The sequence below is a fragment of the Candidatus Microthrix subdominans genome (assembly GCA_016719385.1).
Classification (GTDB): Bacteria; Actinomycetota; Acidimicrobiia; order Acidimicrobiales; family Microtrichaceae; genus Microthrix; species Microthrix subdominans.
Map to the genome: position 1 here is coordinate 661,717 of JADJZA010000001.1, position 12,081 is coordinate 673,797.

Sequence of the window (12,081 nt, forward strand, 5' to 3'; positions counted from 1 at the left end):
CGGTGATCTATGAGTGACCCGAACGCCCCGCAGGGCCCGCCCACCGGAGAGACGCCGCCCTTGGGTGGCTGGACGAGCGGGTCGCGGCCCGGCGCAGAGCTTCCGGCCCGACCGCCGGTGGCGGCTTCGGCGGTTCCGCCCACCGAGGCACCCCCCGCCTGGGCGGCACCGACACCCGAGGGCGAACCCAGACGACCTTCGACCGGCGCCCTGATCGCAGCGCTTGCGGCAGTGGTTGCCGTCATCCTGCTCGCCGGGGGCCTGGCGATCGTGCTGGCCGACTCCAACGAGCAGGCCCGGATCGGGGCCCAGCCGCGCCGGAGCGCACCGACGACCGCCTCTCCGCCACCGAGTACCGCCCCTCCGGGTGGCCTGGGCGAGGTGCTCGGCGGAGACGACCCTGGGGCGTCGCCGAGCACGACCCAGCCGGACACGACAGCGCCGACCACCAGCCCGCCGGCCAACGCCGATCCGAACGCCGAGGCCACCGTTGATGAGGTGGTCGCCTTCATCGAGAAGACGCGGGGGGCGAAGTTCACAACGCGCCCCGACGTCGAATTCAAGGACGACGCCGAATTCGAAAAGGGCCTGCTGGCCGACTTCGACGAGCAGCGTGAGGACCTCGAGGACGCTCAGGTGCTCTACCACGCCCTCGGCTTGCTGCCGGCCGACGTCGACCTGGCCGAGACGATGAAGTCGGCGCTCGGCTTGGGGGTGGTGGGCTACTACGACCCGGAAACCAAGGAGATGGTGGTACGGGGTACCGAGATCACCCCGTACGTGCGCACCGTGTTGGCCCACGAGCTGACCCACGCGTTCGATGATCAGCGCTACAACTTGGACCGCCCCAAGCTCGACGACGCCACCGACGAGACCGGATATGGGTTCACCGTGCTCACCGAGGGGTCGGCCAGCTACGTCGAGGACGCCTACCGGGAGCAGATGACGTCGTCCGAGCAGCAAGCGGCGTCCGCCGAGGAGCTGCAGGCTGGGTCGGACCCGGCGATCTTCGACATCCCGATCGTCATCCTGTCGCTGCTGACGGCGCCCTACACCCAGGGACTGCCCCTGGTGGAGGCCATCGTCGACAACGGGAGCGTCCAGTCGATCGGCGACGCCTTCGCCGAGCCGCCGACCACGTCGGAAGAGGTGATGACCCCAGAGAAGTACCTCAAGAGCGAGGGCTCGGTCGAGGTGCCAAAGCCGAAGGCCGACGGCGAGGTGGTGGAGTCGGGCGTCTTCGGGCAGCTGGGATTCACCACGCTGCTGACCAACGGCCTCCGCCTCAACGACCCGGCGCCGGGCACCGAAGGCTGGGCCGGCGACAGCTTCGTGACCTGGCAGGACGACTCCGACCGTGCATGCGTGCGCATCGACTCCAAGCTGGACTCCGCCGACGATGCCAAGGAACTGAAGGACGGGCTTGACGACTGGGCCAAGAAGGCTCCGGTCGAAGCCCAGATACAAGCGAACGGTGACGAGCTGAAGCTGACCAGCTGCGCCACCGACGCCAGCTCGGGTGGCTCTTCCTCCGGCTTGTAACTGCCACGAGGGGTTCGCTCATTCGAGTTGGCTGCCGTCGGGGCGGGTGGTGTGCCAGTTGCCGGTCGGGTCCCGCTGGATCCGGAAGCCCTTCTGTTTCCAGCGGTTGTGTTTGCCGCACAACGGAGCCGAGTTCGCCTGCGTTGTCGAGCCGCCTTTGCCGTGTTCGTGGAGGTGGTCGATCTCGCAGCGGCTGGCGGGTGCGTGGCATCCCGGCCAGATGCAGTGCGTATATGTGGCGGTGGCGGCGGTTCTTGCCGATCCGGTGAACCGTCGCGCCCGGCCCAAATCGATCACCACACCTGCCGCGTTGACGATCACCCGTCGGACTTTGTGGAGCAGGCTGTTCGCTGCGGCTTCGGTCGGGTCGACGTCGTGGCCGTCCTCGGTGCGACACATGAACGTGTCCGGATCGAACCGTGGCGCACGATCGTGGTCCATCGCTGCGAGCATTTCCTCATAGGCGGCGGCTGACCAGTGGATGTTGTGCACCCAGCCGACGGGCACCGCGGAGCCGTCAGCAGCGGCGGCGTCGCGGAAGATTTTCACGAGGGCGTCGGCGCGGCGTTGGGCATCGGTGCGGTCCAGGTCCTCCTTTGAAATCCCACCGCGGGCCAACACCTCCTCACCCAAACGGGCAACGGCGGCCTCCCAATCGGCCTTGAACTCGGCATCGACATACCGGTCGAGGATCTCCCGCAGCTCAGCACCCTGCCCAGCGCCGAAGAACCCGGTCAGGTCCCACGACAGATCCCACGGGTTTTGCACCAAACGGACATCACGCTTCGCATGGTTGCGTTCGTTCGGCGGGGTCGGGCCGTCCTCATCGATCAGCCGTGCCCAACGATGCACCTTGTGCGCAAAACTCTTGGCGCCCATCGTTTGGGCATCAGCCAGGAACTCGTCCTCGCGTTGACACATCGCCGCCATCACCCGAGGGTTCGCATCGACCCGCCCCAGGGCACGGACCGCACACGTTGACACCTCCCCGGCCTTCCACGCGGCGGTCACCTTCGACAGATGACGGCCAAGCCTGGCGGTCTTCGAGCGGGCCAACGCCTCCGCCTCGGTCAAACGAGCGACATGACGGACCATGATCTTGGCCGACCCATGACCATCAGCGGTGTGCAACACCTTGGATTGGATCCGTTCCACCAACACCGACCGGGCCGCATCCACCCGACGCCCCAGACGCTCCAGCTCTTCGATCCACACGACCGCATCACGAGAATCTTCCGGATCGACCCCAGCCACAAACAACTCATCGATCGCCAACCCAGCCTGAGCCAACGCCCCAGCCGCAGCCGGATCGGCCACCCCCGAACCGGCCGCCGAGCAGGCCGCCAACTCATCGCTTCGCAACCGCCGGCGCAGGGCCGCCAACGCTCCACCCCCATCGCCCGGACCGGTCCCGGCCGGCTCGAAACCTGTGATCGAAGCCATGGGACCAGTCTGATCAACACCTGTGACAACCAAGCCGACGATGGCGCCGCAAACGGGGCAATTCCCAGAAGTTGCTTGGGTGCGGCCGACGCCCGCTGTCGCTGTGCTGCTGGATCCAGTCTTCGGCCAGTCGGCCAGTCGGCCAGGCTGACGGTCGTCGTGGTCCCGCCGGTGAGACGCGCAGGCGGCGCTGCGGATCAGCCTGCCCGCTCGGCGTTGCGTCGGATGGCCTCGATCGTCTCGCCGAGGCGAGGTGCGGGGAGGTCATGGCCCATGTCGGGGTACATCAGCAGACGGGAGTCCGGCACGGCCTTGGCGGTGGCGATGCCACCGCTGGGGCGCACCAACGGGTCGAGCAGGCCGTGGACGACCAGGGTGGGCACCCGCAGCGAGCGCAGACCACCGGTGCGGTCGGGGCTGGCCATGATCGCAGCGGTCTGGCGGGCGGTGCCCGCCGGTCGGAATGAGCGGGCGACGCTGTGAGCGGCGCGTCGGCGGTGGACCTCTTCGTCGAAGTGGGGGCCCGAGATGAGCTTGAAGGTCTGCACCGACCGGTCGACCGCTGTGGCGGGGGTCGCTTCGGGCAGCCGGGCCATGGCGGCGAGCAACCGGGCGGCGGGGCGGCCGGCCTTGCGGTCCCCGGTGTTGGACATGATCGACGTCAGGGACCTCACTCGGGAGGGGTGTTCGATCGCCAGGGTCTGGGCGATCATCCCGCCCATCGACGCACCGACGACGTGAGCGGAATCCAGGCCGAGCGCATCGAGCAGGCCTGCGGTGTCAGCCGCCATGTCGGAGAGCAAATAGCCGGCCTTGGGCGGTCGGCCGACCACCGTGCCCAGGACCGACTTGGCTTGGGACGGCGGGGTCCAGTCCATCTCCGTCGAGAGGCCTTGGTCGCGGTTGTCGACGGCGATCACGCGAAAGCCTCGGCTCGCCAGCAGCTCGGGAACGTTCTCGGGCCAGTCGGTCAGCTGGCCGCCGAGGCCCATGATCAACAGCAGCGGCTCGCCATCGCCGGTGGATTCGTACTCCATCGTGATGCCGTTGGTCTTGATCGAAGCCATCTCAGAGCGCTTTCTTGGTGGGGGCAGGGTGTGGGGTCATCGCACCGTCCAAAAGCCCGCCTTCAAGTAGGCGCCCTCGGGGAAGGTAACCGGGTGGTCGAGATCGTGGCCGGTGCGCGCCAGCTCGATCAGTTCATCGCCGGCGACGTCGGCTGCATCGAGCACAGCCGAGAAGAATGCCTCGGCAGAGACCCTGCTGGAACACGACGCCTGCACGAGCGTGCCGCCCGGTCGAACCAGCGGGAGTGCCAGGTGGGTGAGGCGGGCATAGGCCCGAAGTGCGCCGTCGACGCTGGAGCGCTTTTGGGCGAACGACGGCGGATCGATGATGACCAGGTCGTAGGTGTTGCCGGCCCGGGCCAGCGCGCTCATCACCTCGAACGCGTCCCCGACCTCGGAGGTGGTGGTACAGGCGGCCACAGCGGGGAGGTGGGCGTTGAGGGCCAGGTTCCTCTTCGTCGCCGCCAAGGTGGGCGCCGACAGGTCGACGCTGTGCACGCTGGTGGCGCCTCCGGCGGCGGCGTGCACGGTGAACCCGCCGGTGGACGCAAACAGGTCGAGCACGTCGCATCCCGCCGCCAGCTCGCCCACCCGCATGCGGTTGGCCCGTTGGTCGAGGAAGTGCCCGGTTTTCTGCCCGGCGCGCACGTCGGCCTCGAAGCTCAGCCCACCCTCGGTGAACGCGACCGGGTTCTGCGCGAGCACCCCGGCGATTACGTCGCCGTCCGCCAGGCCAAACGTGTCGCCCGCCGCCACGTTGCGGGCCAGGCGCAGCACGACGGCCGCCGCCCCCGTTTCGTCGATGAGCGCTTCGACCAGGTGCCGCAGGTGGGGGAACCACACCGGCGAGTACACCTTGACCACCAGCGTGTCGGCGTAGCGGTCGACGACGAAGCCCGGCAACGCGTCGTTCTCGCCGTTGATCAGGCGGTAGGCGGGACGGCCGCCGGGCTCAACGTCCATCAACGGCCGGCGCAGCTGCGCCGCGTCGGCCACCTTCTCTGCCCAGAAGTGGTCGTCGATCGGGCGGGGCTTGCCGACGTGGATGATGCGCAACGCGATCGGGCCGTCGGGGTCGTACAGTCCGATGGCGGCAAACTTGCGCTTCTGGTCGAAGACGATCGCCAGGTCACCCGGGGCTCCCCGGTGGTTGAGCGACGTGATCGAGGCGTCGTACACCCAGGGGTGACCGCCGCGGATCTGGCGCAGGGCATCGCTGGTGACCCGCACGGCGAGCCGGGCATCGTTGACCGGAGGGAGCGCTTCGAGCACCCATCGAGCGTACCGGTCGGCGCTGGTAGCGTCCTCGGAGATGGAAACGGATGTGGTGGTCGATCCGGAGGTTCGGCCGCCCGAGGTGCTCTTCGATCTGTCCGGACGGGTGGCGGTGGTCACCGGGGCCTCCTCGGGCCTGGGCCGCCGGTTTGCCCGGGTGCTGCACGCCGCCGGTGCCCACGTGGTGCTGGCCGCCCGGCGACAGGACCGGTTGGTGAAGCTCGCCGCCGAACTCAACGACCTGCCCGGCCGGGCCCGGGTGGTCGTGCAGGCCTGCGACGTCACCGACGAGGTGGCCACCCAGGCGCTGGTCGATCGGACCGTTGCCGAATTCGGCTCGGTGGACGTGCTCGTCAACAACGCCGGCCTCGGCGAGGCGGTCCGGGCGATCGACGAGACCAACGACCACGTGCGCGCCACCCTCGAGGTGAACCTGGTGGGCCTGTTCACCCTGTCACGCCAGGCCGCAGCGGTGATGCTGGAGGCCGGTTCGGGCAGCATCGTCAACATCGCTTCGATGCTGGGGCTGGTCGCCTCGGCCCCGGTGCAACAGGCCGCGTACTGCGCAGCGAAGGGCGGCGTGGTCAACCTGACCCGCCAGCTCGGCGCAGAGTGGGGCCGCAAGGGCGTGCGGGTGAACGCGATCGCCCCGGGCTGGTTCCATTCCGAGATGACCGCCGAAACGATGTTCGACGATCCGGCGGCGATGGAGTTCATCGTGCGGGAAACCCCGATGGCACGGCCGGGTGAAGCAGACGAGCTCGATGGAGCGCTGTTGTTCCTGGCCTCGGGCGCATCGAGCTTTGTCACCGGGGTAACTCTGGCGGTCGACGGAGGCTGGACCGCGAGGTAATCGAAAAAATTCTTTGGAGTGTGCTGGCAGCGAACTATGTTTTGTCGATGGCAGATGCTTCTTGGTACCCGGACCCGCAGAATCCCGCTCAATTGCGGTACTTCGATGGTCTGCAGTGGACCTCACACGTGAGCGCCAGCGCTCCCCCGATCCAACCGGTTGCCCAGCACACCACCAACGTCACGATGATGCAGGTGGGCAGCGCCGGCCCCCAGAAATCGGTGGGTCTCGCCGTTTTTCTCGCCTTCATGTTCGGGCCGTTCGGAACGCTTTACGGGTCGGTCGTCGGCGGCGTGGTGCTGTTAGCTTCGTCGGTTCTGATCGGCTGGTTGCTCATCCCGATCCCCTTCATTTGGATCGGCTCGATCATCTGGGGCGCCCTCGGCGCATCGCAATACAACAGCCGTTTCGGTGGTGCAGCCATGTCGGTAACCTCGCAGTCTCCGGGCGTGATGGCACCCGCACCGATCGTGCCCACGGCGATCCCCGCGCCGCCGCAGGCGTTGGCGCCGCCGCTGCAGCAGACCCAAGCGTACGGCCAGACGGCGGCGTACCAGCCCGCTGCCACTCCGGGTAGCTCACCCTGGGCTCCGCACTCGGGCGGTGAGGACGTCGTCGAAGCGGAGGTTCTCGCCGTCGAGAGCGCTCCCGATCAGGCCCCGACCGAGGGCGGATGGTGGGCGGGCTGAGCCGCTTAACGGCTCGCTGAGCGCTTCGGCAAGGACCGGCACCGACCTTTGAACTAGGTTCCGACCCTATGGTCGACACGCCCGAGGACACCCCGACAGCTGCGGAGCAACTGACGGTTTCGCCCACTGGGGTATCAGCTGGACCTGAAGAGAAACGTCGTCGGTGGCTGTTGCTGACGGCGCTGGCGTTGGTGTTCCTGGCGGCGTCGGTGCTGGTGTTGGGCCTGGCGCTACGCGGCAGTGGCGCAGGGTCCGGTGAGGTGACTGCGAGCGGGCGCGCGGCAGCGGCATCCGGCAAGCCCGAGCGGACAGCCGAGCCGACCGAGGCCGCCGCCGACGAGGCCAGCCAAGAAACACCGGAAACCACCGAGCCACCGCCGAAAGCGCTGGAGTTGCCCTTCGAGTGGTCGGCCGAGGGCCTGGTGTCGCTGCCGTTCGGCACGCAGAGAGATGAGGCGATCGAGGCGGTGAGTGCGGCGCTCGATTCCCCGCCGGACGAGGTAACCGTCAATGAGCAGTCGGAGTGCACCCCGGGAACGTCGGCGCGCTGGGAGGCCGACAACGTTCGCCTGAGCATGGATGAGGCGGGAAACCTGGCTTCGGCGTCTTTTCCGGCTGAGCTCGGGTCAGTGGATGGTGTCAACCCGGCAGCGACCCTTGGAATCGTGCGGGACGCATTCCCGCAAGTTTCCCTGGAATATCGTCCGGCCGAACCTGACTTTGGTGAGTATGAGGACTCGTATCGATGGACGGTTCAAAGCGCCGAGGCCAACGTGTCCGGCAACGTAGGCAGCGAGAACGATCAGGCGGCGTTTGAGATGACCTGGCTGCGGTCCGAACGATACCAGGGGGTGGAATGTTACGAATGACGCCGACTCCGTAACACGGCGGCCTCGTGAGTCCGCGCGCTCGACCGCCTCGATTTGTGCTCCCGGCAGGATTCGAACCTGCGCACATGGCTCCGGAGGCCAATGCTCTATCCCCTGAGCTACGGGAGCGGGGTCTCAAAGCATGCTTCGAGCGGGTGCATCGTAGCTCAGGGATGGGCCATGGTCGGAACGACTTCGGGGTCGACGCCGGCCGGCGGGCAAACTGACCGGGTGCAATCGAACCCGTCGCCGACCGACCGCTCCCGCCCGGTGCCACCCCAGCTGCTTCCACGGACCGCCGAGGCCGACGGGGACGGGACGCTGCTGATCGGTGGGTGCAACGTTCTCGACCTGGCCGAGGAGTTCGGCACCCCGCTGTTCGTCTACGACGAGGCCCACCTGCGGGAGCGCTGCCGCGAGGCGATGGCGGCGTTCGACGGCCGGGTGGCCTATGCCTCCAAGGCGTTTCTGTGTCGGGCGATGGCCCGGCTGGTGCACGAGGAGGGCATGACGATCGACGTCGCCACCGGCGGGGAGTACCACGTCGCCCGGGCCGCCGGGGTACCGGCCGCGTCGCTGGTGATGCACGGCAACAACAAGTCCGAGGCGGAGCTGGACCTGGCGATGCGCGACGGGGTGGGTCGCATCGTCGTCGACAGCTTCGACGAACTGGACCGGATCGAGGCGCTGGTCGCAGGGGGCGCCCCGTCCCCTGCGGTGCTGATCCGGATCAACCCCGGGATCGAGGTGCACACGCTGGATGAGGTGGCCACCGGGGTGCCCGACTCCAAGTTCGGTTTCCCGCTCGCCGCCGGCGATGCGGCGGGCGCGCTGGCCCGGGCCGCCGCCAGCCCGGCGATGGAGCTGATGGGCATCCACGTGCACATCGGATCGCAGGTGTTCTCGGCGGAGAACTTCGCCGATGCGCTGGCGATGCTCGGCCCGATCGTCGGTGAATGGGACCTGCCCGAGTTCGTCGTCGGCGGCGGGTTGGGCGTGCCGTACGTGACCGGGGAGGAGGCGCCGACGATCACCCAGTGGGCCAACGGCATCCACCGGGCGTGCGACGAGGCGGGCATCCGGGCCACGGTGTCGGCCGAGCCCGGCCGGTCGATCGCCGCAGCCGCAGCGATCACCCTGTACCGGGTGGGGACGATCAAGGAGATCGCCGGCGTGCGCACCTATGTGGCCGTCGACGGGGGGATGTCGGATAACCCCAGGCCGGTGCTGTACGGGTCGGGCTACGAGACCTTCCTGCCCCGGGCGGTGGCGGCGGAGCGGCCTCGCACGGTCACCCTGGTGGGCAAGCACTGCGAGTCGGGGGACAAGCTGGTCGTCGACGGTGCGGTACCCGCCGACCTGGCGGTGGGCGACGTGATCGCCACCCCGGTCACCGGCGCCTACGGGCATTCGATGGGCTCCAACTACAACAAAGTGCTGCGCCCTCCGGTCGTCTTCGTCGCCGACGGCCTGGCGCGCCTGGTCGTGCGCCGGGAAACGATGGACGACCTGTTGGCCACCGACGTGGGCTAACCACCCACCGGCTGTGAGGCCGTTGGCCAAACCGCTTCGGACGTCGGCGTTCCCGGCCGGTAGCGTGGCAGCCCGTGAGCCCCATCGCAGTCGAGTCCACCGCCGCCCATCCGACCGAGATCGCCGTGGGCGTTCTGGGCGCCGGCAACGTCGGGGCGGCGTTGATCGGGCTGATCGCCGAGCACGGCGACGCGATCGAGGCCCGCACCGGCATCCGGCTGCGGGTGGGCCGCGTGGCGGTCCGATCGATGTCGAGGGAGCGCGGCGTGGCCCTCGACCCTGAGATCGTCACCACCGACGCCGCCGGGGTTGTGAGCGACGATGACGTCGACTTGGTCGTCGAGCTGATCGGGGGCATCGAGCCGGCTCGGGAACTGATCGCGACGGCGCTCGCGGCCGGCAAGCCGGTGGTCACCGCCAACAAGGAACTGTTGGCCAACGTGGGCAGCGAGCTGGCCGACGCCGCCGAGGCGGCGGGTGTGGACCTGCTCTATGAGGCGGCGGTCGCCGGTGGCATCCCGTTCATCCGGCCGTTGCGCGAGTCGCTGGTCGGCGAGCCGATCAGCCGCATCATGGGCATCGTCAACGGCACGACCAACTACATCCTCTCGCAGATGGATACCGAGGGCGTGAGCTACGCCGACGCGCTGGCCAGCGCCCAGAGCCTGGGCTACGCCGAGCGCGACCCGACCGCCGACGTCGAAGGCTTTGACGCCGCCGCCAAGGCGGCGATCATCGCCTCGATTGCCTTCGGCGCCCGGGTGGTGGCGGGCGACGTCGCTCACGAGGGCATCTCCGATGTTTCCGCCGCCGACATCAGCTTCGCCCGGCGCCTCGGCTACACGATCAAGCTGTTGGCGATCTGTGAGCGGTTCGACGACGGGTCGATCGCCGCCCGGGTGCATCCGGCGATGGTGAGCGCCGACCACCCGCTGTCCGGCGTGCGCGACAGCTACAACGCGGTGTTCGTCGAGGGCGACGTGGTGGGCAACCTGATGTTCTACGGCCGGGGCGCCGGCGGTGGACCGACGGCGTCCGCCGTGCTCGGCGACGTGATCGACGCTGCGGCCAACCTGGCCCGGGGCACCCACGCCTCGGTGGGGCACCTGGCCAAGGCGCAGCTGCGAAGCGTCGACGATCTGTCCAGCCCGTATTACGTCAACGTCGAGGTGCGAGACCGTCCCGGCGTGCTGGCCGAGGTGGCCTCGGTGTTCGGCTCGCACGGCGTGTCGATCCGCTCGATGGAACAGGAGGGCCTCGGCGACGACGCCCGCATCGTCTTCATCACCCACGATGCCACCGAACGCGACGTGCAGGCCTGCCTGAGCGATCTGCGGCGCCTGGACACGGTCGCCCGAGTGGCCTCGGTACTGCGCGTGGTGGCCGAGTGAACCGGGAGGTGGAACCGATGAGGTACGTCTCGACCCGGGGCGGCGCCGAACCCCAGGGTTTCTTTGACGTGTTATTGGGCGGCCTGGCCCCCGACGGCGGGCTGTACCTGCCCGAGCGCTGGCCGCAGCTGCCTCCCCTCGACCGGCTGCGCGGTCGCCCGTATGCGGAGGTGGCGGCCGAGGTGATGTGGCCGTTCGTCGCCGGGGAGTTCGAGCGGGCCGAGTTCGACGCTCTCGTCGCCGACACGTACGCGGTGTTCGACCATCCCGACGTGTGCCCGGTGCGCAACCTGGGCGACGGGCTGTACCTGACCGAGCTGTTCTGGGGCCCGACCCTGGCATTCAAGGACGTGGCGCTCCAGCTGGTCGGCCGGCTCTTCGACGTGGCCCTGCGGCGTCGCGGCGAGCGGCTGACCGTGCTCGGTGCCACCTCGGGGGACACCGGATCGGCGGCGATGGAGGGCTGTCGCCACTCCGACGCGGTGGAGGTGTTCATCCTCTTCCCCGACGGGCGCGTGTCGGAGGTGCAGCGCCGCCAGATGACCACGCTGGCCGACCCCAGCCTGCATGCGGTGGCGGTCGAAGGCGATTTCGACGACTGCCAGCGCCTGGTCAAGGCCGCCTTCGCCGACGAGGCGTTTCGCACCGAGGTGAACCTGGGTGCGGTCAACTCGATCAACTGGGCGCGGGTGATGGCCCAGATCGTCTACTACGTCACCTCACATCTGGCGGTGTCTCCCGACGGCGCTCCGGTGAGCTTTGCGGTGCCGACCGGCAACTTCGGCAACGTGTTCGCCGGGTGGGCGGCCCAGGCGATGGGCCTGCCGGTCGGACGACTGATCGTCGCCTCCAACCGCAACGACATCCTGGTGCGCTTCCTCGACCAGGGGGCGATGGTGGCGGCCGACGTGGTTGCAACCTCCAGCCCGTCGATGGACATCGGCGTGTCGTCCAACTTCGAGCGCCTGCTCTTTGAGGCGACCAGCCGCGACGGTGGGGCGTGTGCTGCGACGATGGCGGCCTTCGCCGCCGACGGCGAATACCGCGTGCTCCCCGAGGTGCACGGGACCATTACCGACTACTTCGATGGCGTGCGGGTGAGCGAGGACGAGGTGGACGAGGAAATGGCGGCCTGGCATCGACGCGGGCTGCTGGTCGACCCGCACAGCGCCATCGGCCTGCGTGCGGCCGAGGCCCGCAGGGTCCCCGGCGTGCCGATCGTCGCGCTGGCCACCGCCCATCCGGCCAAGTTTCCCGATGCGGTCGAGGCGGCCACCGGGGTGCGCCCCGAGTTGCCCGAGGCGCTTGCCGACCTGCTGGAGCGTCCCGAGCACGCGTACGCGGTGGCGGCCGATCTGGCCGACGTGCAGAACCTGATGCGTGCGCACGCCGACGATGGGCGATGATGGGCCGATGCGA

General features: G+C 68.8%; 10 protein-coding genes and 1 tRNA gene. 7 read left to right on the forward strand and 4 right to left on the reverse strand.

Going from position 1 to position 12,081, the window contains the following annotated elements; genetic code table 11:
- The first annotated feature begins 9 nt into the window (after positions 1-9).
- Positions 10-1,542, forward strand: coding sequence for a hypothetical protein (locus IPN02_03130; GenBank protein MBK9295867.1), 1,533 nt, complete (start codon positions 10-12; stop codon positions 1,540-1,542).
- Between the two features lie 18 nt (positions 1,543-1,560).
- On the opposite strand, the gene IPN02_03135 is transcribed toward IPN02_03130, so the two are convergent.
- From IPN02_03135 to IPN02_03145, 3 genes are all read right to left on the reverse strand, one after another.
- On the reverse strand, positions 1,561-2,925 hold the full coding sequence (locus IPN02_03135; GenBank protein MBK9295868.1) for a DUF222 domain-containing protein: 1,365 nt from the start codon (positions 2,923-2,925) through the stop codon (positions 1,561-1,563).
- Positions 2,926-3,182: 257 nt separating this feature from the next.
- Positions 3,183-4,052, reverse strand: coding sequence for an alpha/beta hydrolase (locus IPN02_03140; protein MBK9295869.1), 870 nt, complete (start codon positions 4,050-4,052; stop codon positions 3,183-3,185).
- Positions 4,053-4,088: 36 nt separating this feature from the next.
- Entirely contained in the window at positions 4,089-5,324 is a 1,236-nt protein-coding gene (locus tag IPN02_03145; GenBank protein ID MBK9295870.1) for a class I SAM-dependent methyltransferase, read from the reverse strand.
- A gap of 40 nt (positions 5,325-5,364) precedes the next feature.
- On the opposite strand from IPN02_03145, the gene IPN02_03150 reads away from it, so the two are divergent.
- The 3 genes from IPN02_03150 (at position 5,365) to IPN02_03160 (ending at position 7,738) form a co-directional block, all read left to right on the forward strand.
- Positions 5,365-6,180 (forward strand): glucose 1-dehydrogenase, encoded by an 816-nt coding sequence (locus IPN02_03150; GenBank protein ID MBK9295871.1) that lies wholly within the window; start codon positions 5,365-5,367, stop codon positions 6,178-6,180.
- A gap of 47 nt (positions 6,181-6,227) precedes the next feature.
- On the forward strand, positions 6,228-6,869 hold the full coding sequence (locus tag IPN02_03155; GenBank protein ID MBK9295872.1) for a DUF2510 domain-containing protein: 642 nt from the start codon (positions 6,228-6,230) through the stop codon (positions 6,867-6,869).
- Positions 6,870-6,937: 68 nt separating this feature from the next.
- Positions 6,938-7,738: a hypothetical protein gene (locus IPN02_03160; protein MBK9295873.1), complete on the forward strand. Its 801-nt coding sequence runs from the start codon at positions 6,938-6,940 to the stop codon at positions 7,736-7,738.
- A gap of 57 nt (positions 7,739-7,795) precedes the next feature.
- Here the strand turns inward: IPN02_03160 and IPN02_03165 are convergent.
- A tRNA-Arg gene (locus IPN02_03165) sits at positions 7,796-7,867 on the reverse strand.
- A 51-nt stretch (positions 7,868-7,918) separates the two neighbouring features.
- On the opposite strand from IPN02_03165, the gene lysA reads away from it, so the two are divergent.
- From lysA to IPN02_03180, 3 genes are all read left to right on the forward strand, one after another.
- Positions 7,919-9,271 (forward strand): diaminopimelate decarboxylase, encoded by a 1,353-nt coding sequence (gene lysA, locus IPN02_03170; protein MBK9295874.1) that lies wholly within the window; start codon positions 7,919-7,921, stop codon positions 9,269-9,271.
- Between the two features lie 119 nt (positions 9,272-9,390).
- Entirely contained in the window at positions 9,391-10,662 is a 1,272-nt protein-coding gene (locus IPN02_03175; protein ID MBK9295875.1) for a homoserine dehydrogenase, read from the forward strand.
- Positions 10,663-10,679: 17 nt separating this feature from the next.
- A complete protein-coding gene (locus tag IPN02_03180; protein ID MBK9295876.1) occupies positions 10,680-12,068 on the forward strand; it encodes a threonine synthase in 1,389 nt (462 codons plus the stop codon).
- Positions 12,069-12,081: the final 13 nt, after the last annotated feature.